Raw genomic sequence first — 24,758 nt, forward strand, 5'->3', positions numbered from 1 at the left:
GGCCGCGCATGCCGGAGCGCGGCGCGGGTCGCTACGCGGCGGCCGGGCCGCGCGCGGCGCCGCGCTCGTGCACGAGTTTGCCGGCCGCATAGGTGCGGTACACCGCGCGGTCGTCGCCGAGCAGCGCGAACGCGAACAGCAGTTCCTCGAGCGAATCCGCGCGCTTCGTGCGGCGCGCGAGCAGCGGCGTCGCCTGCGGATCGAGCACGACGAAGTCGGCCTCGGTGCGCGGCGCGAGCGTGCCGACCGTGTCGGCGAGGTCGAGCGCCTGCGCGGCGCCGGCCGTCGCGAGCCAGAACATCCGCGTGGCGCTCAGGTGGTGGCCCGACAGCCGCGCGACCTTGTGCGCCTCGTTCATCGTCTGCAGCATCGAGAACGAGGTACCGCCGCCGACGTCGGTCGCGAGCGTGACGGGCACGTCGTATTCGCCGGCCTTGTCGAAATCGAACAGGCCGCTGCCGAGGAAGAAGTTCGACGTCGGGCAGTGCGCGACGACGGTGCGCGTCTCGGCCATCCGGCGGCGATCCTCGTCGTCGAGGTGGATGCAATGGCCGTACACCGCGCGCGGACGCAGCAGCCCGTAGCGGTCGTAGATGTCGAGATAGCTGCGGTGGCCGGGGAACAGCTCGGCCGCCCACTTCACCTCGTCGACGTTTTCCGCGACGTGGCTTTGCACGAACACGTCCGGATGGCGGCGCGCGAGTTCGCCGCACGCCTCGAGCTGCGCCTCGGTCGACGTCGGCGCGAAGCGCGGCGTGAGCGCGTACATCTGGCGGCCCTTGCCGTGCCAGCGGCCGATCAGCTCGGCGCTGTCGTCGTAGCCCGACTGCGCGGTGTCGCGCAGGAATTCGGGGCAGTTGCGATCCATCAGCACCTTGCCCGCGATCATCCGCAGGTCGCGCGCGTCGCTCGCCGCGAACAGTGCGTCGGCCGACTGCTTGTGCACCGTGCAGTAGACGAGCGCGCTCGTGGTGCCGCACGCGAGCAGTTCGTCGACGAAGAAGTCGGCGACTTCGCGCGCATGCTCGGGGTCGCCGAACCGGCGCTCGGTCGGGAACGTGTACTTGTCGAGCCACGGCAACAGGCCCGGCGCCGGCGACGCGATCATGTCCGTCTGCGGATAGTGGATGTGCGTGTCGATGAAGCCGGGCACGATCAGCTTGTCCCGCAGGTCGTGGACCGCCGCATCGCGCGCGAGCGTCGCCGCGAGCGGCGCATACGGGCCGGCCGCGACGACCTTGCCGTCGTCGACGATCAGGAGCCCGTCGGTCTCGTAGTTCGCGGCCTGGCTCGATTGCGCCGGGTCGCCGTTGAAGGTCAGCAGTTGGGAACGGAAAGCGGTTTGCGTCATGACGAAGGGTCCTGCATCAAGGTAAGGCGAACAGAAGAAAACGGTCGACGCCGCACGGGGGCGGCGCGGTGCTGCGCGAGCGGCGGCATGCTGCGTGCGGCACGACCGGCGGCGATGGCGCGGACGAACGTGGCGGCCGAAGCCGCCAGCGCGTGGTTGCCCGCGCACCGCGCGGCCGTCGCGCGCGCAACCGGTGCGGCAGCGAACGGTACGGCAAGCCACGACGGAGCGCGCATACGGGCGATGACGCGCCGCGCCGCCGCTTCGCGAGCACGCAGGCGGCCGGCCCGGCGCGAGGCCGAACGGGGAAACGCGAAGCGGATGCCGTTGCCGTGTTTCATCTGTCTAGCGGGCCTCGATGCGGGCCGTCACGCGGCCTGCCAGTACGCGTCGAGGCGCGCGTACAGTGCGTCGCGCTGCGCCGGTTCGATGAACGACGCCTCGAAGCCGTTGCGGATCACCGCATGGACTTCGGCATCCGTGAGTTGCAGCCCTTCGGCCGTCGCGAAGTAGTTTTCGTTGACGTAGCCGCCGAAATAGGCCGGATCGTCGGAGTTGATCGTCACCGCCACGCCGCGGTCGAGCAGTGCCTTCAGCGTGTGCTTCGTCATGTCGTCGAACACGCACAACTTCAGGTTCGACAGCGGGCAGACGGTGAGTGCCGTGCGCGTTTTCGCGAGACGCTCGACGAGTGCCGCATCCTCGATGCTGCGCACGCCGTGGTCGATCCGGTCGACCTTCAGCACGTCGAGCGCTTCGTAGATGTACGCGGGCGGACCTTCCTCGCCCGCATGCGCGACGAGCTTCAGCCCGAGCGCGCGCGCCTTGTCGAACACGCGCGCGAACTTCGCCGGCGGATGGCCGAGCTCGGACGAATCGAGGCCGACGCCGATCAGCCGATGGCGATAGCGCTCGAACAGCGGCAACGCGGATTCGAACGTCGCGAGCGCGTCCGCTTCGGACAGGTGGCGCAGGAAGCACAGGATCAGCTTGCTCGACAGCCCGCGTCGCTCGGCATCGGCGAGTGCGCGCTCGATGCCCGCGACGACCGTCTCGATCGGCACGCCGCGCTCGGTGTGTGTCTGCGGGTCGAAGAACAGCTCGGTATGGACGACGTTGTCGGCGAGCGCGCGCTCGCAGTACGCGGCCGTCATGTCGTGGAAATCCTGCTCGGTGAGCAGCACGCTCGCGCCGGCGTAGTAGATGTCGAGGAACGACTGCAGGTCGGTGAACGCGTACGCGGCGCGCAGCGCATCGATCGAATCGTACGCGAGCTTCACGCCGTTGCGCTGCGCGAGCGCGAAGATCAGTTCGGGCTCGAGCGAGCCTTCGATATGGATGTGCAGCTCCGCTTTCGGCGCGCGGGCAATCTTGTCCTTGAATGTCGGGGTCATGGCGTCGTTCTTGGTCGGTCAGTAGGTAGGGGAAGCTTGCGCGGCCGCATTCGCCTCGACGGCCTGCAGCAACTGCGCGGCCACCGAGATCGCGATCACTTCGGGCGCCTTGTCGACGATGCCTTCGACACCGATCGGGCAGCGCATCCGCGCGACCTGGGCCGGGTCGATGCCGATCGCCGCGAGCCGGTGATCGAACTGCATGCGTTTCGTGCGCGAGCCGGTCATCCCGAAGTACGCATAGTCGCCGCGTCGCAGGATGCGCTCGGCCAGCACGAAATCGAGTGCGTGGTCGTGCGTCATCACGACGAAGTAGGACCGCGGCGGCGCCGCGTCGACCGCGTCCGCCGGGGAAGCAGTCGCGTCGATCGTGACGTTGCCGATGCCGGCGAGCGCGTCGGCCGGCGGGAACGCGGCGTCGGCCCCGTCGATCCAGCGTACGTGGCACGGCAGCGTCGCCAGCACCTTCACGAGCGCGGTGCCGATGTGCCCCGCGCCGAACAGCACGACGGGGAACGCATACGGCGCGATCGTTTCGGTCATCAGCGACACGCCGCCGGTTTCCCACAGCAGGCAGTCGGCCCGCGCGGCTTCCGATTCGGGCTCGCTCAGCAACGGCGCGCCCGGCGAGGGGCCGAATGATACGCTACGCACGGTCGCGGCGCCGGCCGCGACGCGCTTGGCGAGCGACATGATCCAGCCGAGGTCGCCGACGTCGAGCCGTTCGAACGCGAGCACCACGGCGCCGCCGCAGCACTGGCCGAGGCTCGGGCCGAGCGCGAGCCGCTCGAGCCGGCGTGCGTGCGGCACGTGCGCGCCGTCCTTCAGCAGGTGCCGCGCGATCTCGATCGCCTTCCATTCCAGATGACCGCCGCCGATCGTATGGCGGGCCGTGTCGCGCGTGACGAGCATCTTGGTGCCGGCTTCGCGCGGCGCGGAGCCGTCGGTGTGCGCGACCGTCACGAGCACGGCCGCTTCGCCGTGCGCGAGCAGTTGCTGCAGATCGCCGAGCCAGGCTTCCATCAGCACGCTCCGTTCGGGACGACGCGGCACGACGCGCTGCGCGGGCTGGCGGGCGTGGTGGCGAGGACGGACGGGAGCGGGGCAGGCCGGCGGCACGGCTGATGCCATGCGGGGGCCGCGGACCGGCGTGCGCGAACGGCGCCGCCGGACGCGCGGACGCCATGAGGGTGACGGATGCGGATGGTTTGCGTTGTCATGATGAATCCAGTCGACATTGCGGATCGGGCGCGCGTTACGCAGGCAGCGGTGGGACCGCCTGGCCTCGCGCACGTAGATCGCCATCCAGCCCCGAAGATAGCATCGCCACGCGGCGGGAACATGGCCGGGCGGTGATCCGGGGTATCAGGCGGCGATCATGTCGATCATAGGCCCGCCGCGCCGGATCGGGGTGCCGATGCATGCGCATCGGGCCGAAACGCACGTGTGACGGGGCGAGGCGCGGCGATCGCGCGACGCGCCGCCGGCCCGGACATCCGGGCGGCGGCGGGGTAGGTGTTTACGCGCGACGACGGGGCGGGGCCGGCGCACGCATCGGCCGGCGCCCGGTGGCGACTCGCCGGCGGCGCGCGCCCCATTCGGTCCGGCCGCGCATGCTGTCGGCCGGCAACGCGGGCTCGGTCAGCCCGCGAGCTTGCGGCGATGGCGCCAGAGGCTCGCGACGACCGCGATCAGGATCGCGGCGAAGCCGATCAGCGCCCAGCCGGGCAGCAGGATGCCCAAGATCGGCGGGTAGACGGTCTCGCACAGCCCGGCGACCTTGAACATGCCGGGGAACCACTGCGCGGGCGGCAGGCTGTCGACGATCGGCTGCAGCGTGTCGAAGCCGCAACTGAAGCCCGGATTCATCTGAATCGACAGGTGCCGCGCGGCCGTGCCGACACCGCCGGCCGCGGCGATCGCGATCAGCAGCTCGAGCACCCAGACGCCGCGCCAGTTGCGGATCCCGGCGGCCAGGAACGCGAAGATCCCGATCGCGCAGAAGAAGTAGCGCTGGATGATGCACAGCGGGCACGGGTCTTCGTTCTTCACGTACTGCAGGTACAGCGCACCGGCCAGCAGCGCGATGCACACCCATCCGAGCAGCATCAGCAGGTGGCGTTCGCGGCGTAGTGCAAGCGTGTAGTCGTTCATGTCGGCGGGGTTCCTCGTCGGTCGGTCCGGAAAACAATCGCGCGATTTTAGCGCGAACGGTCTGGCACGAAACTGACAGCGCGCGTGCGGCAACCTGCCGCACCGCGCGCGTTGCCCGCCGGCGGCTGACCGGCGGTCAGCGAATCGTGTTCAACACGGCCTCGACCGATTGGCCGATCGCCAGCAGCGCGTCGTCGCGATGCGGCGCCGCCGCGAGCATCAGGCCGACCGGCGCCGCGTCGCGCGCGTGGCACGGCAGCGACAGCCCGCACGCATCGAGGAAGTTGAACGCGCTCGGGTTGCGCAGGAGCAGCGCGTTGGTGCGCGTGAACGCGTCGTCGTCCGTTTCGAGGTCGGCGATGCGCGGTGGCACGACGGGCACCGTCGGCGCGACGAGCGCATCGAAGCGCGCCCAGACCGTGTGCGCGGCTTCGTCGAGCATCGCGGCGCGCGCGGCGAGCAGGTCGAGATAGTCGGCCGCGCTCGCGGGCTCGCCCTTCAGGATCCGCGTCAGCACGCGCGGGTCGTACTGGTCGCGATGCCTGGCGAGCAGCGGTCGATGCCATGCGTACGCCTCGATCGGCGAGAAGCCGAAACGGTTGATCTCCGGCAGCCGGTCGAGCGCGGGGAAGCGCACTTCGGTGACGATCGCGCCGGCCGCTTCGAGATGCTTGAGCGCGGTGTCGAGCGCGGCCGCGACGTCGGCATCGACGCCGTCCGTCACGTAGTTCGTCAGCACGCCGAGCCGTACGCCTTCGAGCGGCCGGGCGGCCGGCACGTGCGGCTCGAGCCCCGCGAGCATCCGGTCGACGAGCGCGCAGCACGCGACCGTCAGCCCGATCGGGCCGAACGAGTCGAGCGTCGTCGACAGCGGCACGCCGCCTTGCGTCGGGATCCGGCTCGCGGTCGGCTTGAAGCCCGTCAGCCCGCACAGCGCGGCCGGAATGCGGATCGAGCCGCCGGTGTCGGTGCCGAGCGCGACGGCGGCCATTCCGTCGGCGACCGACGCGGCCGCGCCCGACGACGAGCCGCCCGAAATTCGCGCATCGCCCGGCACGTCGCGGCGGTACGGCGAGCGCGGGTTGCCGAAGTGCGGATTCAGCCCGAGCCCCGAGAACGCGAACTCGCTCATGTTGGTGCGGCCGACCAGCACCGCGCCCGCGCGCCTGAGCTGCGCGACGGCGACCGCATCGGTGCGCGCGGCCGGCGCGCCGTCGAGCACGCGGGACCCCGCGCGCGTGACCTGGCCCGCGACGTCGAACAGGTCCTTGATCGACACGGGGATGCCCGCGAGCGGCGACAGCACGGTGCCCGCGGCGCGCAGCCGGTCGTGCGCGTCGGCGGCCGCGCGTGCGTTGTCGGCATCGACTTCGGTGAAGACGACGGCGCCCTGGCCCGACCGATCGGCGATCCGGTCGAGTGCGGCGTCGACGAGCGCGCGGCTCGTGGTCCGGCCGCCGGCGAGGTCGGCGGCGAGCTGGGCGAGCGGGGGGAACGGCGTGAAAGTGGTCATGGCGGCTCAGGGGCGAAGATGTTGAACAAGCGTGGAGCGGAACGAATCGATATGGCTTTCGACGGCTGCGCGCGCGCCGGCGGCGTCGCGTGCGGACAGCCGGTCGAACAGCGCGCGGTGCTCGTGCTGGACGTCGGCGAGATGGTGCGGTTCGGACAGCGTGACGAACCAGAAGCGCAGCGAGCGCTCGTGCAGCGCGCGCAGGATGTCGGCCAGCACCGCGTTGCGCGCGGCCGCGGCGATCGTCTGATGAAACGCGCGGTCGAGCTCCATCATGCCCTCGACGTCGTGTGCGTCGACGCAGGCCTGCCCGTCGTCGAGCAGCGCGGCCAGGCGCGCGAGATCGTCGGGCGTCGCATGGCGCGCGGCGAGTTCGACGCAGTGCGCTTCGTTGATGCGCCGCACGTCGATGACGGCGACGATGTCGTCGAGCGACAGCGGCTGCACCATCAGGCCCTTGCGCGGCATCACCGACAGCAGCCCCTCGAGCACGAGCCGATGCACGGCCTGGTGTACCGGTGTGCGGCCGATTCCCGTCCGCGCGACGAGCTCGGCTTCGTTGAGCGCGGCGCCGGGTTTCAGACGCATCGTGACGATGTCGCGCTGGATCAGCGCGTACGCGCGGTCGGCGAGACTCGCCGGGGACGCGGCGGGGCGGTCGCGGGTGACGTCGGTCAGGGCGCTCATATGGGGTTCGGCACCGGGGCCGGAAGGCGCGCGATCATGACGCGGCGGGCTCGGGAAGCGTGGGCGATCTCTGGATATTATTGTGATATATCACAGGTGTCCAGCCCAGGAGCGGCATGGGCAGCGGGGGCCGGGTGCGCGAACGGGGCCGCATGTCGCCGCGGCGGCGCTGCCACCGACTTGCAACAATATCGACAGGATGTTGCAGGTTTGCCGCGTGATCGTGCACTGAAGCATAATGAATCCTCGTCTATTCATACGCGTGAGCGACGTACCAGACCATCGTCATGAGCGAAAACACGCCTTCCCCGGCCGGTCTGCCCGGCACCTTTTCCGCTTCTTCCGATTCCCCCCGTCCCGATCCGGCGAAAACGCACGATGCGCAGGCCGCCGTGCAGAACGCCGCCGACGACGGCGCGTCGCCCGTGACGGCCGCATCCGAGCCCGGTGCACCCGGCGCGGCGGGCGCGACCGGGGATGGCGCCGCCACGGCCGCGCCGCCGAAGCCGGGTGCGCCGCCGCCCGGATTCGGCGCGCAGCCCGATTTCGACACGCCGCGGCCGCCGCCCGCGAACGCGCAGAATGCGCCGCCGGCCTACCTGAAGCAGAGCGACACGCCGTGGTCGGTATTCGGCCGGATCGTCGCGGCGCGCGCGCGGCGGCTGTTCGACCGCGCCGGCCAGCGCATCACGCAGCGCACGCTTCGCATCGGCGTGTCGGCGCGGATCTTCCATCCGGAGCCGGGCGCGAAGGGGCTGCGCGGCAAGACGCTGCAGTATCTCGAGGAATCGATCGCCCACTGGGTGATGTCGCGCGACGTGCTCGTGTTCATGATTCCGACCGTCGGCCATCAAGGCATGATCCATCCGAGCAACATTCGCCTGCGCGACTACGCGAAGCATCTCGACGGCCTGCTGCTGCAAGGCGGCGCCGACGTGTCGCCGCAGACCTACGCGGCGTCGGATGCGCGACCCGAATGGCCGGGCGATCGCGTGCGCGACATGTACGAGCTCGAGCTGCTGCACGAATTCGTCGAGTCCGGCAAACCCGTGCTCGGCGTGTGTCGCGGCTGCCAGTTGATCAACGTCGCGTTCGGCGGTTCGCTGTACCAGGACATCGCCACCGACGTGCCGACCGCCCATGCGCACGTGAGCGAGCATTACGACCAGCACCGTCACGCGATCCGTTTTCCCGACACGTCGACGCTCGCGAGCATGTTCCCGGGGCGCAGCGAAGCGATCGTCAACTCGATTCACCATCAGGCGATCCGCGATCTCGGCCGCGATCTGAACATCGAAGCCGTGTCGGCCGGCGACGGGATCATCGAAGGCATTCGCCATCGGCGTTCGCCGTTCGTCGTCGGCGTGCAGTGGCATCCGGAGTTCCATCGCGCGGGCGGCTCGGAGCTGCTCGACTGCACGCCGCTGCTCGATGCATTTCTGCGCGCGGCGCGCGAAACGCGCCTGTAGCACGCCGTATTTTTCGTGTTGAACGCAGGCCGGCCGCATCCCGATAAATTCGAGATGCGGCCGTTTCGTTTTGAACGATAATCGCGAGTTCCGATTCGTTCGCCGGAGTCTGACGTTGGCTTTCCGAAACTTTTCCCCTGCACGATGCGCAACGTGGATCGTTGCACTGGCTGCCTGCGCGCAAGCGGGCGCGGCCTGGTCCGCCGACGCGACCGCCCCCGCTGCCGGTACGCGTCCGGCGGTCACGAGCCTGAGCGGCGGCGCGTCGCCCGCGGCATCGGCCACGGCCGCGACGGACGTCGCCGCGCAAGGCAACGTTGCCGAGCTGACGCAGATGCTGCACGACGGCCGGATCGTCGAGATGCGTACGACGTACAACGGCAGCTACGGCGCGAGCCTGATGTTCGATCCGCGCGAGATGACGTATTACGTCGCGCTGTTCCAGGACAAGAATCTGTGGCGCGTGATCCGTTCGCAGGACAAGAATCGCGCGGAGATGGTGTATGCGAACTTCGTCCAGCAGACGGCGCAACTCGCCGATATCGAGATCCGCCGGACCGAGCTGCAGGCGCAGAAGGCATTTCTCGAACGCGTGATCGCGCTGCAGGCGAATCGTGCGCAGCAACTGCAGGCCGACCTGAGCGTCGCGCGCAGCCAGCAGGCCGAAGTCGCGCAGCGGCAGAAGGCGGCGCAGGAGCAGGCGCAGGCGCTGCAGGTCGAGAAGCGGGCGGCGCAGTTGCAGTTGCGCGATCTGCAGGAGCAGGTGCGGCAACTCGAGAAGCAGACCGAGACGGGGTTGCCCGTGCACAAATAACGATCCGTCGAGCGGACGGAGCGAGACGAGCGAAAACCCGGCGAAGCGATCTTCGCCGGGTTTTTTATTGCGCGGGCATCAATGCGCGAACGCGTCCGGCACGTCGGTCACGCGGCGGTGCGACAGTTGCGACGTCCAGTGGAAACCGGCCGCGCGCGGGTGCGTCGGGCGGGCCGGCTGCGTGGCGCGCAGCGCGTTCGCCATGGCGATCAACGTGGCAGGCTCGTCGAGCGCGTCGCGCGTATCGCGCGTGTCTGCCTCGTGCGGCGGTGGGGCGCGCCGAACGTGCGTGCCGGTGTTGGTGGCGTCGCGCTGAATCGGCGAATGCGCAGCCAGCCGTGGCACGGCCGGTGTGCGGGGCGGCGCTTCCGTCGAGCGCTGGCCGGCTGCCGGACGTGGCGAGGCAGGAGCGGCATGCCGCACGTCGGGCGTTGCTGGCGGGTGAAGCGATGCGGGGCTGCGTGCGACGCGGTGCATGGCTGGCGGCGAGATCATCGTATGCGCGCCAGGCGTCGTTACGTTGCGTTGCGGCTTGGCGTTCGTCGACGTGACCGGTTCAGCTGCGGCGACATGTGTGGTGTCGGTCGATGTCGGGACGTGAGCGGGCGCGCCGCCGGCGGCTTGAATCGCGTATGCGGGACCGGAATCCGCAGGCGGCTCGTGCGCGCCGATCAACCAGCCGATGATGCCGAGCGCGCCGATGCTCCAGCAGACGGCGTATCGCGCGCGCCGATCGCGAGGCGGGCGCACGGAACGGCGCAAGTACCGACCGGCGCCAGCCGCCGGCGTGACGGGCAATCCGGCCGAAGCGGGCAGTGCCGCCGCCACCGGCAGCGGCTGCCATCGGCACGCGCTGTGCGGCCGGTCGATATCGATGCAGGATGTCGTCAGTGTCGCGAGGCAGTGGCTGCCGGGCCGTGCGCCGGACGCACCGAGGAACCGCCATTCGCGGCCGAACGGCGGGACGTGATCGAGCGGAGTGGCGCGAGGGCGGGCGAGCGCGCCTTCGACCGGGACGAGGGGCGATGGGGTCATGAGAGCGGTACGCCGTGCGACACAGGCCCGTGCCGACGCGGCGCGGAAACGTCGTCGCAAATCTTGCCATTGTGGTCAGCCGGCGCGGGCCGGTCGATCAGATCGATCTGATTCTTGTGCCCGTTTCGGGGCGACTTGTACGAGGCGGACGCCGTGACGGCCGTGATGGGGCACCACAAGGCAAATGTCGGCTTGACGTGGCATGATGCGCGAATCTTGCTGGCGGCGCGCCGTTACGCGCCGCGCCGCCGGCGGGCAGCGATGCCCGTGTGCGCGTGCCAACGCTGCGCGCCGCGCATCGTCGGTTTCATGCGGCGCGGTATTCGCGCCATCCGAGCTTAGCGAGAAAACATGTCCACAGCATCGCCTGCCATCGCGCAGGAATCGAAAGTCCGCACCGTCTTCCGCGTCGTCAGCGGCAACTTCCTCGAAATGTACGACTTCATGGTCTACGGGTATTACGCGTCGGCCATCGCGAAAACGTACTTTCCGAGCGGCAACGCGTTCGCGTCGCTGATGCTGTCGCTGTCGGTATTCGGCGCGGGCTTCCTGATGCGGCCGGTCGGCGCGATCGTGCTCGGCGCATACATCGACCATCACGGCCGCCGCAAGGGGTTGATCCTGACGCTCGGGCTGATGGCGATCGGCACGCTCACGGTGGCCGCGATACCCGGCTATGCGACGATCGGTGTGCTCGCGCCGGTGCTCGTGCTGCTCGGCCGGCTGTTGCAGGGCTTCTCGGCGGGCGTCGAGCTGGGCGGCGTGTCGGTGTACCTGTCGGAGATCGCGACGAAGGGCCACAAGGGGTTCTATACGTCGTGGCAGTCGGGTAGCCAGCAGGTGGCCGTCGTGTTCGCCGCGTTCGTCGGCGTCGTGCTGAACCGCGCGCTGCCGGTCGAGGAAATGACCGCGTGGGGCTGGCGCATTCCGTTCCTGATCGGCTGCCTGATCGTGCCGTTCCTGTTCCTGATCCGCCGCTCGCTGAAGGAAACCGACGAATTCCTGGCGAAACGTCACCGCCCGACGATGGGCGAGATCATGCGCTCGATGCTCGACAACTGGGGTATCGTGGTGGCCGGCATGGGGATGGTGATCATGACGACGGTGTCGTTCTACATGATCACCGCCTACACGCCGACCTTCGGCAAGGAAGTACTGCACCTGTCGTCGCTCGATGCGCTCGTCGTGACAGTCTGCATCGGTATCTCGAACCTCGTGTGGCTGCCATTGTCCGGCGCGCTGTCCGACCGCGTCGGCCGCCGTCCGGTATTGATCGCGTTCACCGTGCTGACGCTGCTGACGGCTTACCCGGCGGTGCTGTGGCTCGTCGGCGATCCGTCGTTCCTGCGGCTGCTCGCGGTCGAGCTGTGGCTGTCGTTCCTGTATGCGTCGTACAACGGGGCGATGGTCGTCGCGCTGACCGAAGTGATGCCGGCCGACGTGCGCACGGCCGGCTTCTCGCTCGCGTACAGTCTGGCCACGACGATCGGCGGCTTCACGCCGGCAATCTCGACGCTGCTGATCCACGAGACGGGCAACAAGGCGGCGCCGGGGCTGTGGTTGAGCGTGGCCGCGATCTGCGGCTTGATCGCGACGCTCGTGCTGTACCGCACGGGCGAAGCGCGCAATCAGTACAAGTCGGCCTGACGGCGGCCCGCATGTCGCGCGGCGTCGGCCGCGCATCTCATATCTCATCGAAACAGGGAGCGCGATGCGCTCCCTGTTTCGTTTGCGGTCATGCCTCGCGCAGCATGTCGGCCACCGTGGCCGACACGTCGAGCCATGCGCCCGGCGCAGGCTGGCGGACGATCCTGGCCTGCGGATACCACAGGCAATCGTCGCCGGTGAACCAGCGCCAGTCGGCCGCGAACGGCAGCATGACCCAGAGCGGCTTGCCGAGCGCGCCCGCGAGGTGCGCGACCGCCGTGTCGATCGTGACGACGCCGTCGAGGCGTTCGATCAGCGCGGCCGTATCGCCGAAGTCGTTCAGCCGGCCGTCGAGACGATGCATGCGCGGATGCGCGTCGATGCGCGCCCGTTCGTCGTCGTCGAGCGCGGGCTGCAGCACGATCCAGTCGATGTCCGGCAGTGCGAGCAGCGGCGCGAGCGCGTCGAACGGCATCGAGCGGTTTTCCTGTGCCTGTCGGCGCCCCGACCATGCCAGGCCGAACTTGCGCTTCGACTGCCCGCCGAGCGAGCCGCGAAAGCGCCGGCGGGCGCTGTCGGGCGCGTGCAGATAGCGCGCGCCGACGATGTCCTCCGGCTGAAGCCCGAGCACGAACGGCAGGCTCATCAGCGTGCACGCGACATCCGCGGCAGGCGGCTTCGCGGCGCCCTGGGCGACGAGCGTCACGCGCCAGCGCGACGCGGCCGGCGTCAGCAGCGCGACGAGTTCCGGCTGGACTTCGAGTACGACGCGCGCGCAGCGTGCGCGGGCGAGCGGCACGAAGCGGACGAACTGCAGCGTGTCGCCGAACCCCTGTTCCGCGCGGATCAGCAGCGTGCGCGACGCAATCGGCTCGCCCTGCCAGCGCGGCAGCGCGCCGAGCGGCGTCGCGCCTGGCGTCTCGTGGCGCGCTTCGTAGGCGGGCAGGCCGCGCGTGAAGTCGCGCAGCGTCAGCAGCGTGACCGCGCGATGCAGCCGCGCGAGCGTGAGATCGGGCGCGACGCGCAGCGCCTGGTCGAATGCGCGCAGCGCCATCTCGTGCGCGCCGAGCGCGTGATGCGCGTTGCCGAGATTCAGCCACGCGAGCCCGAACGACGGATCGAGCCCGACGGCGCGCTCGTAGTAGGGCAGTGCGTCGCGGTGGCGCGCCTGCGCGCAGAGCGCGTTCGCGAGCCCGAACAGCGCGAGCGGAAACGGTGGGTGCAGTGCGAGCGCGGCTTCGAACGCGGCCGCCGCCTCGGCATGCCGGCCGAGCGCATCGAACGTGTTGCCGAGATTGAAATGCGCGGCGACGAAACGCGGCTGCGCGGCGATCGCGGCCTGGAAGTGCGCGATCGCATCGTCGGCGCGCCCCATCGCGTTCAGCGCCATCCCGAGATTGTTGTGCGCGCCCGCATGCCCGGGCCGGAGCTCGAGCGCGCGACCGAACGCGGCGAGCGCGTCGTCGTGGCGGCCGAGCGCGTTCAGCGCGTTACCGAGATTGTTGTGGATCGACGCGTCGTCCGGCGTGAGCCGCAGTGCGCGGCCGAAGGCGTCGATCGCATCGTCGTGACGCTGCAGCGCCGCATACGCGTTGCCGAGGTTGTAGTGAGCGAGCGGAAATTCGGGCGCGAGCGTCAGCGCATTGCGAAAGCGGTCGATCGCTTCGTCGAGCCGGCCGAGCGCTTTCAGCGCGTTGCCGAGATTGAGCTGCAGTGCGGCATCGTTGGGGCGCAATGCGACGGCCCGGCCGACGAGATCGGCGGCCTCGGCGTGCTGGCCCTGCTGGTGCCGCAGCACGCCGAACAGGTGCAGCGCGTCTGCGTCGGCGGGGTTGGAGGCGAGCGCGTGGCGATAGCCGTGCTCGGCCTCGGCGAGGCGGCCCGCGCGGTGTGCGGCGTACGCCCGGTCGAATGCGGAATCCATGACGCGAAAACTGGCGGAAAGCGCGTATTTTCCCACACCGCGGGGTAGGGCCGCGTATCGGCCGGTCGGCATATGGCCCCGTCACGCGGAGCGGCGTAGACTTGCAGAGTCGCGTGTCATCGAGGTTTCCATGGCTGACACACTGTCCGATATCCCACCCGTGCTGATCGTCGGCGCGGGGCCGACCGGCCTTGCCGCCGCGATGAGCCTGGCGCGGGCCCGCGTGCCGGTGCGCATCATCGATCGCCGGGCCGCGCCCGCGCCGTTTTCGCGTGCGATCGGCATCCAGGCGCGCACGCTCGAGCTGCTGGAGCAGCATCGCGCGGTCGAACCGTTTCTCGCGCTCGGCCATCGCGCGCATGCGGCCGAGCTGCATGCCGACGGCCGCGTGATCGCGCGGCTCGATTTCGATCCGCTGCAAACGCGCTATCCGTATCTGATGTTTCTCGACCAGAGCATCACCGAGCGGCTGCTCGCCGAGCATCTGGCCGGGATGGGCGTGACCGTCGAACGCGGTACCGCGCTGACCGCGTGCGACGCGGGCGGCACGTCGCTCGACGTGACGCTGCGCCGCGCAGATGGCCGCGACGAGTCGTTCGCGCCGTCGTACCTGATCGCGGCCGACGGCGCGCACAGCACGGTCAGGCATCTGCTCGGCCTGGGCTTCGCCGGGCATGCATTCGAACAGACTTTCCTGCTGGCCGATTTCGCGGCGATACCCGACTGGCCGGACGAAGAGATCCGCCTGTTCACGACGCCCGAAGGTATCGCGGGCCTGTTTCCGATGGGAAGCGGCCGTTACCGGCTCGTCGCGGACCGGCCGCCCGGCAGCGACGCGTCGCCCGGCGCGCCGGCGCCGTCGCTCGAGGAATGCGACGCGATCATCCGCGCGCGCGTCGGCGCATCGATCTCGCCGAGCGATCTCGCGTGGTCGTCCTATTTCCACCTGCACAGCCGAATGGTCGACCGGCTGCGTCATGGCCGCGTGTTCTTCGCGGGCGACGCCGCGCACGTCCACAGCCCGGCCGGCGCGCAGGGCATGAACACCGGCATCCAGGAGGCGTTCAACCTGGGCTGGAAGCTCGCGCGCGTCCTCGGCGCAGGCGCACCCGAGCGGTTGCTCGACACGTATCACGCGGAGCGCCATCCGATCGAGCGCGACGTGCTGCGGCAGACCGGTTTCGTCACGCAGGTCGTCGAAGCCGAGCGCGGCGCGATGAAGCTGCTGCGCGATCACGTCGTGCCGATGCTGGCGTCGTTCGGGCCGATGCGCGACGCGCTGCGGCGCACGGTGAGCGAGCTCGGCGTGCAGTACCGGAAGAGTCCGCTCACGCTCGAGCGCGTGCTCGACGGCGGCCCGCGCGCGGGCGAGCGCGCGCCCGATGCGCTCGTGCACGTGCTCGACGGGCCGCTCGGTCGTGCGCCCGGCACGGCGCGGCTATACGATCTTCACGATCCGGCGAGCTTCACGCTGTTGCTGCTGGAGGAGCCGGTGGACACCGACGCCGGCGAGGTGCCGCCGATCCCGGCCGATGCGCGGGGGCTCGTGCAGGGGCTCGAACGCATCATGCCGGAAGCGGTCCGCGTGTGGCGTGTCGCCGATGCCGAAGGCGACGGGGCGGCTGGGCTCGCGCAGGAATACGGCCGCTCGCGGCCGTCGTTCTATCTGCTGCGGCCCGACGGCTATGTTGCCGCGCGCGGGCGCACGGCGACCGACGCCAATGCGCTACTGCGCCATTGCGAAAACTGGTTCGCGGGCATGTCGGTGTCCGCGTAGCCGCGCGGTCAGGCGGGCGCTGCGGCAGGGACGAGCGACGCGCGGTGCGCGGCGATCGCGTCGCGCACGATCGGCGTCGCGCGTTGCCCGGCCGCGTTCGACGGATCGTCGAGCGCGGCGAGCAGCGCTCGGCGCATGCGCGGCTCCCAGAAGCGCCGGATATGCTCGGCGATGCCGGCCAGCGCTTCGTCGCGATCGGGCATCGATTCGAAGAATGCGCCGATCTGGTTGGCCATGTCGATCAGGTGGTCGTTGTCCATTGCTGCCTCACTTGCCTGTCGTCACGGCGGCCGGCGCGGCCGCGCGGCGCTCGAGCAGGTCGAGTTGCTCCGAGTTGAAGCGCGCATAGGCACGCTGCCAGTCGGACGGTTGCGCAACCGGCAACACCTGCACGGCCGTCACCTTGTATTCGGGGCAGTTCGTCGCCCAGTCGGAGCTGTCCGTCGTGATCACGTTCGCGCCCGATTCGGGGAAGTGGAACGTGGTGTACACGACGCCCGGCTGCATGCGCTCCGTCACGAGCGCGCGCAGCACCGTCTGCCCCGCGCGCGACTCGATGCCGACCCAGTCGCCGGTGCGGATCCCGCGATCCTGCGCGTCGTGCGGATGGATCTCGAGGCGATCCTCTTCATGCCACCGTACGTTTTCGGTGCGGCGTGTCTGCGCGCCCACGTTGTATTGCGACAGGATGCGGCCCGTCGTCAGGATCAGCGGATAGCGCTGCGTGACCTTCTCCGGCGTCGGAATGAACTTGGTGATCACGAACCGGCCCTTGCCGCGCACGAACGTGTCGATGTGCATCGTCGGCGTGCCTTCCGGCGCGTGTTCGTTGCACGGCCACTGGATGCTGCCGAGTGCGTCGAGCTTCTCGTACGATACCCCCGAGAAAGTCGGCGTGAGCCGCGCGATCTCGTCCATGATTTCCGACGGATGCGCGTAGTGCATGTCGTAGCCGAGCGCCTGCGACAGCAGCAGCGTGACTTCCCAGTCCGCGTAGCCCCCGAGCGGCGGCATCACCTTGCGCACGCGCGAGATCCGGCGCTCCGCGTTCGTGAACGTGCCGTCCTTCTCGAGGAACGTCGAGCCCGGCAGCAGCACGTGCGCGTATTTCGCGGTTTCGTTCAGGAAGATGTCCTGCACGACGATGCATTCCATCGCCGACAGCGCGGCCGCCACGTGCTGCGTGTTCGGATCCGACTGGACGATGTCCTCGCCCTGGCAGTAGAGCCCCTTGAAGCTGCCGTCGAGCGCCGCGTCGAACATGTTCGGGATGCGCAGCCCCGGCTCCGGCTGCAGCGTGGCCGACCACGCCTGTTCGAACTGCGTGCGCACGACCTCGTCGCCGATGTGCCGGTAGCCGGGCAACTCGTGCGGGAACGAGCCCATGTCGCACGAACCCTGCACGTTGTTCTGGCCGCGCAGCGGATTGACGCCGACGCCTTCGCGGCCGACGTTGCCGGTCGCCATCGCGAGGTTCGCGATGCCCATCACCGTCGTCGAGCCCTGCGCGTGCTCGGTCACGCCCAGGCCGTAATAGATCGCGGCGTTGCCGCCCGTCGCGTAGAGGCGCGCGGCCTCGCGCACCCGCTCGGCCGGCACGCCGGTGACGTCCGCGGTCGCCTCGGGCGAATTGTCGGGCTGCGCGACGAAGTCGCGCCATTGCTCGAACGCGCGCGTGTCGCAGCGCTCGGCGACGAAGGCCTCGGCCACCAGCCCTTCGGTGACGATCACGTGCGCCAGCGCATTGACGATCGCGACGTTGGTGCCGGGGCGCAACTGCAGGTGGTGCGTGGCCTTCACGTGCGGGCCGTCGACGACGTCGATGCGGCGCGGATCGATCACGATCAGCTTCGCGCCTTCGCGCACGCGCCGCTTCAGCCTCGAGCCGAACACCGGATGGCCGTCGGTCGGGTTCGCGCCCATCACGACGATCACGTCGGCCTGGCCGACCGAGGCGAACGTCTGCGTGCCTGCCGATTCGCCGAGCGTCGTCTTGAGGCCATAGCCGGTCGGCGAGTGGCACACGCGTGCGCAGGTATCGACGTTGTTGTTGCCGAACGCGGCGCGCACGAGCTTCTGCACGAGATAGGTTTCCTCGTTCGTGCAGCGCGACGACGTGATGCCGCCGATCGAATCGCGGCCGTACTTCTGCTGCAGCTTGCGAAATTGCGTCGCCGCGTACGTGAGCGCCTCTTCCCAGCTCACTTCGCGCCACGGGTCGGTGATCTTCTCGCGGATCATCGGCTTCGTGATGCGGTCCTTGTGCGTCGCATAGCCCCACGCGAAGCGTCCCTTCACGCACGCGTGGCCTTCGTTCGCGAGACCGTTCTTGTGCGGCGTCATGCGCACGACCTGCGTGCCCTTCATCTCGGCCTTGAACGAGCAGCCGACGCCGCAATACGCACAGGTCGTGACGACCGAGTGTTCGGCCTGCCCCAGCTGCACGACGGATTTTTCCTGCAGCGTGGCCGTCGGGCAGGCGGCGACGCACGCGCCGCACGATACGCATTCCGACGCCATGAACGATTCGCTTTCGCCCGCGGCGACGCGCGACTCGAAGCCGCGCGCGGCGATCGTCAGCGCGAACGTGCCCTGCGTTTCCTCGCACGCGCGCACGCAGCGGTTGCAGACGATGCACTTCGACGGGTCGTACGTGAAGTACGGATTCGATTCGTCCTTCGTGTCCTTCAGGTGATTCGCGCCGTCGAAGCCGTAGCGCACCTCGCGCAGGCCGACCACGCCCGCCATGTCCTGCAGCTCGCAGTCGCCGTTGGCCGGGCAGGTGAGGCAGTCGAGCGGGTGGTCGGAGATGTACAGCTCCATCACGTTGCGGCGCAGCGACTGCAGCCGGTCCGACTGCGTGCGCACCTTCATGCCGGCTTCGGCGGGCGTCGTGCACGACGCCGGATAGCCGCGCCGGCCCTCGATCTCGACGAGGCACAGCCGGCACGAGCCGAACGGTTCGAGCGAATCGGTCGCGCAGAGCTTCGGGACGTTGACGCCGGCTTCGATCGCCGCGCGCATCACCGACGTGCCGGCCGGCACCGTGACCGGCTGGCCGTCGATTTCGAGCGTGACGTCGGTATCGGCGTGCCGGTGCGGCGTGCCGTAATCGGTATCGTCGAACGGGTCGCGGGCGCGCGCCTGTGCCGCGCTCTTGCACGCGCATTGGCCCGAGCCGCAGCCGCCTTGGCGGACGTTGTTCGTGTCGAGTGACATGCAGGGCTCCTTCTGGGTCAGGCCGCGGCCTTGACCGGGCTCGACGCGGCATCCTTGCCGGCAGCGAGCCCGAAATCTTCGGGGAAATGGTCGAGTGCGGACAGCACCGGGTACGGCGTCATGCCGCCCATCGCGCAAAGCGAGCCGGCCAGCATCGTGTCGCACAGGTCGCGCAACAGCGTGACCTGCCGCTCCGACGTATCGCCGTGGCGGATCCGCGCGATCGTCTCGACACCGCGCGTCGAGCCGATCCGGCACGGCGTGCACTTGCCGCACGATTCGATCGCGCAGAACTTCATCGCATATTCGGCCAGCTCGGCGAGATTCGACGTGTCGTCGTGCAGCACGATGCCGCCGTGGCCGACGACCGCGCCGATCGCCGCGTACGCCTCGTAGTCGAGCGGCACGTCCCACTGGTGGTCGGGCAGGTAGGTGCCGAGCGGGCCGCCGACCTGCGCGGCGCGTGCCGGCCGGCCGCTGGCCGTGCCGCCGCCGAAGTCGAACAGCAGTTCGCGCAGCGTGACGCCGAACGCGAGCTCGACGAGACCGCCGTGACGGATGTTGCCTGCGAGCTGGAACGGCAGCGTGCCGCGCGAGCGGCCCATCCCGTAGTCGCGATAGAACGCGGCGCCGCGCGCGAAGATCACGGGCGCCGTCGCGAGCGTGATCACGTTGTTGATGACCGTCGGCTGGCCGAACAGGCCGGCGAGCGCGGGCAGCGGCGGCTTCGCGCGCACGACGCCGCGCTTGCCCTCGAGCGATTCGAGCAGCGCCGTTTCCTCGCCGCATACGTACGAGCCCGCGCCTTTCGCGACGTGCAGCTCGAACGCGTGCGCGGAGCCGAGCACGTGCTCGCCGAGCCAGCCGGCTTCACGCGCGCGGACGATTGCCGCTTCGAGCGTGGCGATCGCGTGCGGGTATTCGCTGCGCACGTAGATGTAGCCGACCGTCGCGCCGGTGGCGACGCCCGCGATGATCATCCCTTCGATCAGGCAGTACGGGTCGCATTCCATCAGCAGGCGGTCGGAGAACGTGCCCGAATCGCCTTCGTCCGCGTTGCAGACGATGTATTTCTGCGCGGCGCGCGCCTGCCGCACGGTACGCCACTTGATGCCGGCCGGGAACGCCGCGCCGCCGCGGCCGCGCAGCCCCGATTCGATCAGCGTTTCGCATGCGGTGTCGCCGTCGAGCGCCAGCGCGTTCTTCAGGCCGGCAAGCCCCTCGTGTTGCAGATAGTCGTCGATCGACAGCGGATCGGTCAGGCCGATTCGTGCGAACGTGAGCCGCTGCTGGCGGGCGAGGTAGGGCAGCGCGTCGACGAGCCCGACGCCGCTCGGGTGCGCGCCGCCGTCGAGCCAGCCGGCGTCGAACAGGGCCGGCACGTCGGCGGCCGACAGGTTGGCATAGCCGACGCGGCCCGCGGCCGTCCCGACCTCGACGAGCGGTTCGAGCCACAGCAGCCCGCGTGATCCGTTGCGGACCACCTCGATCGCGACGCCGCGCCGTTCGGCTTCGGCCGAGATCGCGGCGGCGAGCGCGTCGGCGCCGAGCGCCAGCGCGGACGAATCTCGCGGAACGTAGATGCGGGTCGTCATGCCGCCTCCTGCGCGTGGGCCACCGCGTCGGCCAGCAGCGCGTCGAACTTGTCCGGCGTGACCTTGGCGTGGAGCACCCCGTTGACCGTCATCGACGGCGATTGCGCGCACAGTCCGAGGCAGTAGACCGACTCGAGCGCGACGTCGTCGGGCGTACGGGCCGCGGCGGCATCACCGTGCTTGGCGTCGAACCGGCAGCCCGTGCGGGCTTGCGCGTGGGCGGCGAGCGCCTCGCAGCCCATGCTGCGGCACGCTTCGGCGCGGCACATCTGGATCGTCACGCGGGCGGGCGGCGCGGTGCGGAAATGGTGGTAGTAGGTCAGGACGCCATGCACTTCCGCGCGCGACAGGTTCAGCACCTTGGCGAGCGGCGCGACGCAGCCCGCCGGCACGTAGCCCGCGTCGTCCTGGATCGCATGCAGGATCGCGACGAGCGAGCGGCCGGCGCGCGCATGGCGCTCGACGAGCACGTCGGGCGCAGGGGAATTCGGGGACATCGGTTTTGCTCCTCCAAAGCCTCATATGCGCTCGAAATTCATATAGTGCGCATCGCGACTTCGTTCTGATTGATTTTCGCCCACGATAAGCGGAAGATTTCGCGGTCGCAATAGGAAATCGGAGTGCATAATTGATTCGGATCGAATGCGACGCGTATCTGACCGTACGCGACACGGAAGGCCGGTCGGCCAGTCTGTCGGACGTCGCTCCGCTGCTGGAACTCGTGGCCGATACGGGCAGCATCGCGCAGGCCGCGCAAGCCAGGGGACTGTCGTACCGGCACGCGTGGGGCATGCTGCGCGCGCTGGAATCGTGCATCGGCGGGGAATTGATCGAAACCGCGCGCGGCAAGGGTTCGACGTTGTCGGCGCTCGGCCGGGCGGTCGTCGATGCGCAGCGTCTGGCGCATAGTCGCCTCGACGGGAACCTGCGCACGCTGGCGGCCGAGGTGGCCAGCGACCTGAACCGGCGGCTCGCGCAGCGCGACGGCGCCGTGCGCATCCATGCGTCGCACGGTTATGCGGTCGCGACGCTCGTTTCCGCACTCGTCGATGCGCAGGCGGCCGTCGACATCAAGTATCGCGAGAGCGTCGAGGCCGTGCAGGCGCTCGCCCGCGGCGAATGCGACCTCGCCGGTTTCCATTTGCCGCGCGGCGCGTTTCGCGCGCAGTGCGCGCAGATCTACCGGCCGTGGCTCGACGACACGCGCCACGTGCTGATCCACCTGACACGCCGCCAGCAGGGGCTGTTCGTGCCACGCGGCAACCCGAAGCAGGTGCGCGGGCTGGCGGATCTCGCGCGTGACGACATCCGCTTCGTCAACCGCCAGCCGGGGTCGGGCACGCGCATGCTGCTGGATCTCGCGCTGCGCGCGATCGGCATCGATCCGGAGCGCATCGACGGCTATGCGTCGGCCGAACTCACGCATTCGGCGATCGCGGCGTTCGTCGCGAGCGGCATGGCGGATCTCGGCTTCGGCGTCGAGCCGGCCGCCCGTCACTTCGGGCTCGACTTCATCCCGATCGTCGACGAAGACTATTACTTCGCATGCGAACGCGCGCGGCTCGATGTGCGGCCGCTCGCCGATGTGCTGGCGCTGCTGCGCGACGCACGCTTCGTCGAACGCGTCGCGCATCTCGACGGCTACGATCCGGCTGCGTGCGGCGCGCTGGAGCGCATCGCGACCGGGCTGGCCGGCGGCGACGGCACGAGCGTGCCGGACGGCAATTCCCGGTAACGAGGACGCGATCGAACCGCGCTGCAGCAGCGGGGGATTTGCGCTACGCTTGCCGCTTGATCAACGTTCCAACAAGCACGCCGTTCAGGCGTCATCCCGCCATGAAATTTCCCGTTCCCCTTGCCGCGGCAGCGTTGACCGCGGGGTTGCTGGTTGTCGCTTCGCCGTTTGCGTTCGCGCAGAATTCCCCGGGGGTGCCCGGCGGCATCCTGAGCGAACAGTTCCGCCTGAACGAACATCCGCAGATGCCGTTCGCGGCATCGGCGCCGTCGGACAAATACCAGACCGGCAAGAAGTCGGCGTTGCGCCGCAAGGGCGACCTGGGCGACCCGAACGGCTGCAACCTGAAGTGCCCGATGGATGCCCGGTAGCGCGCAGGCAGTTGGCCTGTGCGAGTGGGGTGCTGTGTTCCACGTAGCGGTTCGATCAATCGACGAACCTCCTAACCCGCGCTCCACCCAACCTGCTTTGTTCGAGCCCCGCGAAGCCTGCGCTTTGCGGGGCTCGTGCTTTTCGGCGGGCCGTTCATGCAATGCGGGAGACGAAACGGCGATTCGCCCGCATCATCGTGCAGGCAAGGATTCTAGGGTTAACCCGTAAATCAGGAAGGATGTCTTCCTGAAACCTGCCTTATTCTTAAGCATCCACCTACATAAACTTCGGTTTGTCGGCGCTGATCAAGGGTGTTCACCGTCGAATCAGACAAATCTGGAGGTAGGTCATCATGAAGTCGCTCGTTCAAGCCGTTGTCGTTGCTGCCGCTCTCGTTGCCCCGGTTGCGTCGTTCGCCCAGTCGGGCTCGCCGATCACCCGTGCGCAGGTCCGCGCCGAACTGGTTCAACTCCAGCAAGCCGGTTACAACTCCGCCCGCGGCGAAGATCCGCATTATCCGGAAGCGATCCAGGCCGCAACCGCGCGTGTCGAGGAGCAGCAGCGCAGCGCCCTGGCTCAAGCTCAAGGCGCCGACGCCAGCGGCTACGGTGCGCAGGCACAGGGCGCATCGGCGTCGGGTTCGCGCGCAATGGGCGTGCGCCCGGCCAGCGCGGACGAAATGAAGTCGCTGTATCGCGGCAGTTGAGCCCCGCATCGCCGGTCACGGTCGGAGCGCCAAGTCATGCCCAAAGCCTGACCAGCGGGCCGGCCGCTGCGCGGCGCAACCGCTGATGGGGCGACCGCGCGAGAACATCCGTCACCTCCTGCCGCCGGAGCACCGGTGGCATTCCGCCCGGCCCGTCCGGGGCTGGGTGCTTTTTCGGAAGGAGTCGGCGTGCGTGTCGCCGGCAACAAAAAACCCCGCAGACTGGCGTCATGCGGGGTTCGTGCGACGAGCGCGGAATTTGGTGGAGGCGGCGGGAATCGAACCCGCGTCCAGAAGCGCTCCACGACTAGTTCTACATGTTTAGTTCGGTCTTTTGATTTAACCGCAGCGACGCGGACGAACACGCTGCACTACGGCGATTCGCTAGGTTTTCGACCCTGGCGTCGCGACGCCGACAGGGCTTAACTGACGTAAATGACCTCTGGCGGTATTGCTACCGGTCTTGCGACACTAGCCCGTCAGTGAACTAGGCAGAGGACGGCGGCCCTTAGGCTGCCAGTGCGAACGTATCGTCGTTTGCAGTTACGATTTTCCCATTGATTAACGAGGTGACGGGTCCTCGACATGCCCTAGCCGCTTCACAACCCCTGTCGAAACCAGGTCGCCCCCGCGGATAAGATCAATCATTATAGCCCAACATCGCGCAGCAGGTGCCGCAGTTCCTGCGTCGAACCGACGAGATGCTGCGCTTGCCAGTCAGCCGGCGCCGCGCCGTCGCCGCAGTAGCCGTACGCGGCGGCGACCGTCGCCATGCCGGCGGCGCTTCCGGCCTGAATGTCGCGAAGATCGTCGCCGACATAGACGATGCGCTCGGGCGCGAGCGCCATCTGCGCTGCCGCATGCAGCAGCGGAGCCGGGTGCGGCTTCGAGTGCGGCGTTGTGTCGCCCCCGACGATGCAGGCCGCGCGCGACGACAGGCCGAGCAGGTCGGCGAGCGGCGCCGTGAGGCGCATCGCCTTGTTCGTGACGATGCCCCAGCGCACGCCGCGCGCATCGAGTTCGTCGAGCACGTCGCCGATGCCGGGAAACAGCGTGGTATGTACGCAGATATCCGTTGCGTAATTGATCAGGAACTCGTCGCGCATCGCTTCGTAGCCGGGCGTGTGCGGATCGATGCCGAACGCGCCGCCCAACAGGCCCCGCGCGCCGGCGGACGCCAGCGGCCGCAACACGTCGAGCGGCGTTTCGGGCAGGCCGCGCGCGCGCTGCATCTTGTTGACGGCTGCCGCGAGATCGGGCGCCGTGTCGGCGAGCGTGCCGTCCAGGTCGAACAGGACCGCATCGCAGTGCAGCAGGCGCGGTTCGTCTGCGATCCGCGCGGTCGAAAGGGGAGTCGTCATGCCGT

General features: G+C 69.2%; 21 protein-coding genes and 1 other RNA gene. 7 read left to right on the forward strand and 15 right to left on the reverse strand.

Annotated features, from left to right (window positions below):
- Positions 1 to 31 precede the first annotated feature (31 nt).
- The 7 genes from guaD to WS64_RS03275 all read right to left on the reverse strand — a co-directional run bounded on the left by guaD (position 32) and on the right by WS64_RS03275 (position 7,099).
- The gene (gene guaD, locus WS64_RS03250; RefSeq protein ID WP_059574091.1) at positions 32 to 1,351 is read right to left on the reverse strand and encodes a guanine deaminase; all 1,320 of its coding nucleotides are present in this window, start codon (positions 1,349 to 1,351) and stop codon (positions 32 to 34) included.
- Positions 1,348 to 1,692 carry a hypothetical protein gene (locus tag WS64_RS32245; protein ID WP_081103768.1) on the reverse strand — a complete coding sequence of 115 codons (345 nt, stop codon included), beginning with the start codon at positions 1,690 to 1,692 and terminating at the stop codon, positions 1,348 to 1,350. Before WS64_RS32245 ends, guaD begins: the two co-directional genes overlap by 4 nt.
- Before the next feature lie 27 nt (positions 1,693 to 1,719).
- Positions 1,720 to 2,745: an adenosine deaminase gene (locus WS64_RS03255; RefSeq protein WP_059574090.1), complete on the reverse strand. Its 1,026-nt coding sequence runs from the start codon at positions 2,743 to 2,745 to the stop codon at positions 1,720 to 1,722.
- 18 nt (positions 2,746 to 2,763) lie between these two features.
- On the reverse strand, positions 2,764 to 3,768 hold the full coding sequence (gene xdhC / locus WS64_RS03260; RefSeq protein WP_059574089.1) for a xanthine dehydrogenase accessory protein XdhC: 1,005 nt from the start codon (positions 3,766 to 3,768) through the stop codon (positions 2,764 to 2,766).
- A 618-nt stretch (positions 3,769 to 4,386) separates the two neighbouring features.
- On the reverse strand, positions 4,387 to 4,899 hold the full coding sequence (locus tag WS64_RS03265) for a disulfide bond formation protein B (RefSeq protein WP_059574088.1): 513 nt from the start codon (positions 4,897 to 4,899) through the stop codon (positions 4,387 to 4,389).
- A gap of 136 nt (positions 4,900 to 5,035) precedes the next feature.
- The gene (locus WS64_RS03270) at positions 5,036 to 6,412 is read right to left on the reverse strand and encodes an amidase (protein ID WP_060965708.1); all 1,377 of its coding nucleotides are present in this window, start codon (positions 6,410 to 6,412) and stop codon (positions 5,036 to 5,038) included.
- A gap of 6 nt (positions 6,413 to 6,418) precedes the next feature.
- On the reverse strand, positions 6,419 to 7,099 hold the full coding sequence (locus tag WS64_RS03275; protein WP_060965709.1) for a GntR family transcriptional regulator: 681 nt from the start codon (positions 7,097 to 7,099) through the stop codon (positions 6,419 to 6,421).
- A gap of 287 nt (positions 7,100 to 7,386) precedes the next feature.
- Between WS64_RS03275 and WS64_RS03280 the strand changes: the two genes are divergently transcribed.
- Positions 7,387 to 8,568 carry a gamma-glutamyl-gamma-aminobutyrate hydrolase family protein gene (locus WS64_RS03280; protein WP_059638912.1) on the forward strand — a complete coding sequence of 394 codons (1,182 nt, stop codon included), beginning with the start codon at positions 7,387 to 7,389 and terminating at the stop codon, positions 8,566 to 8,568.
- A 115-nt stretch (positions 8,569 to 8,683) separates the two neighbouring features.
- Positions 8,684 to 9,382, forward strand: coding sequence for a DUF2968 domain-containing protein (locus tag WS64_RS03285; protein WP_060965710.1), 699 nt, complete (start codon positions 8,684 to 8,686; stop codon positions 9,380 to 9,382).
- A 78-nt stretch (positions 9,383 to 9,460) separates the two neighbouring features.
- Here WS64_RS03285 and WS64_RS03290 read toward each other — a convergent pair whose 3' ends face one another.
- Positions 9,461 to 10,477: a hypothetical protein gene (locus tag WS64_RS03290; RefSeq protein ID WP_347876624.1), complete on the reverse strand. Its 1,017-nt coding sequence runs from the start codon at positions 10,475 to 10,477 to the stop codon at positions 9,461 to 9,463.
- 291 nt (positions 10,478 to 10,768) lie between these two features.
- Here WS64_RS03290 and WS64_RS03300 point away from each other — a divergent pair, with 291 nt between their 5' ends.
- Positions 10,769 to 12,064 (forward strand): MFS transporter, encoded by a 1,296-nt coding sequence (locus WS64_RS03300; RefSeq protein WP_060965712.1) that lies wholly within the window; start codon positions 10,769 to 10,771, stop codon positions 12,062 to 12,064.
- An 88-nt stretch (positions 12,065 to 12,152) separates the two neighbouring features.
- Here the strand turns inward: WS64_RS03300 and WS64_RS03305 are convergent, their stop codons facing one another.
- Positions 12,153 to 13,988 carry a tetratricopeptide repeat protein gene (locus tag WS64_RS03305; RefSeq protein WP_432206243.1) on the reverse strand — a complete coding sequence of 612 codons (1,836 nt, stop codon included), beginning with the start codon at positions 13,986 to 13,988 and terminating at the stop codon, positions 12,153 to 12,155.
- A gap of 130 nt (positions 13,989 to 14,118) precedes the next feature.
- Here WS64_RS03305 and WS64_RS03310 point away from each other — a divergent pair, with 130 nt between their 5' ends.
- The gene (locus WS64_RS03310) at positions 14,119 to 15,765 is read left to right on the forward strand and encodes an FAD-dependent monooxygenase (RefSeq protein ID WP_060965714.1); all 1,647 of its coding nucleotides are present in this window, start codon (positions 14,119 to 14,121) and stop codon (positions 15,763 to 15,765) included.
- A gap of 8 nt (positions 15,766 to 15,773) precedes the next feature.
- Here WS64_RS03310 and WS64_RS03315 read toward each other — a convergent pair whose 3' ends face one another.
- The 4 genes from WS64_RS03315 to WS64_RS03330 are packed head-to-tail and all read right to left on the reverse strand — an operon-like array spanning position 15,774 to position 21,076.
- Positions 15,774 to 16,025, reverse strand: coding sequence for a formate dehydrogenase subunit delta (locus WS64_RS03315; RefSeq protein ID WP_059574078.1), 252 nt, complete (start codon positions 16,023 to 16,025; stop codon positions 15,774 to 15,776).
- A 7-nt stretch (positions 16,026 to 16,032) separates the two neighbouring features.
- Positions 16,033 to 18,984 carry a formate dehydrogenase subunit alpha gene (gene fdhF, locus WS64_RS03320; protein WP_060965715.1) on the reverse strand — a complete coding sequence of 984 codons (2,952 nt, stop codon included), beginning with the start codon at positions 18,982 to 18,984 and terminating at the stop codon, positions 16,033 to 16,035.
- A gap of 17 nt (positions 18,985 to 19,001) precedes the next feature.
- The gene (locus WS64_RS03325) at positions 19,002 to 20,579 is read right to left on the reverse strand and encodes a formate dehydrogenase beta subunit (RefSeq protein ID WP_059638920.1); all 1,578 of its coding nucleotides are present in this window, start codon (positions 20,577 to 20,579) and stop codon (positions 19,002 to 19,004) included.
- Positions 20,576 to 21,076 (reverse strand): NAD(P)H-dependent oxidoreductase subunit E, encoded by a 501-nt coding sequence (locus WS64_RS03330; RefSeq protein WP_060965716.1) that lies wholly within the window; start codon positions 21,074 to 21,076, stop codon positions 20,576 to 20,578. The genes WS64_RS03325 and WS64_RS03330 overlap by 4 nt, the downstream gene beginning before the upstream one ends.
- Before the next feature lie 131 nt (positions 21,077 to 21,207).
- Between WS64_RS03330 and WS64_RS03335 the strand changes: the two genes are divergently transcribed.
- From WS64_RS03335 to WS64_RS03345, 3 genes are all read left to right on the forward strand, one after another.
- Positions 21,208 to 22,314: a substrate-binding domain-containing protein gene (locus WS64_RS03335; RefSeq protein ID WP_060965717.1), complete on the forward strand. Its 1,107-nt coding sequence runs from the start codon at positions 21,208 to 21,210 to the stop codon at positions 22,312 to 22,314.
- 101 nt (positions 22,315 to 22,415) lie between these two features.
- Positions 22,416 to 22,685, forward strand: coding sequence for a hypothetical protein (locus WS64_RS03340; RefSeq protein WP_059574073.1), 270 nt, complete (start codon positions 22,416 to 22,418; stop codon positions 22,683 to 22,685).
- A 353-nt stretch (positions 22,686 to 23,038) separates the two neighbouring features.
- A complete protein-coding gene (locus WS64_RS03345; protein WP_060965718.1) occupies positions 23,039 to 23,392 on the forward strand; it encodes a DUF4148 domain-containing protein in 354 nt (117 codons plus the stop codon).
- Between the two features lie 260 nt (positions 23,393 to 23,652).
- Here WS64_RS03345 and ssrA read toward each other — a convergent pair.
- Positions 23,653 to 24,022, reverse strand: a transfer-messenger RNA (tmRNA) gene (gene ssrA / locus WS64_RS03350).
- A gap of 17 nt (positions 24,023 to 24,039) precedes the next feature.
- Positions 24,040 to 24,753 carry a phosphoglycolate phosphatase gene (gph, locus tag WS64_RS03355; protein ID WP_060313148.1) on the reverse strand — a complete coding sequence of 238 codons (714 nt, stop codon included), beginning with the start codon at positions 24,751 to 24,753 and terminating at the stop codon, positions 24,040 to 24,042.
- Positions 24,754 to 24,758: the final 5 nt, after the last annotated feature.

It is taken from the genome of Burkholderia anthina, assembly GCF_001547525.1.
In the GTDB taxonomy this organism is placed as follows: domain Bacteria; phylum Pseudomonadota; class Gammaproteobacteria; order Burkholderiales; family Burkholderiaceae; genus Burkholderia; species Burkholderia semiarida.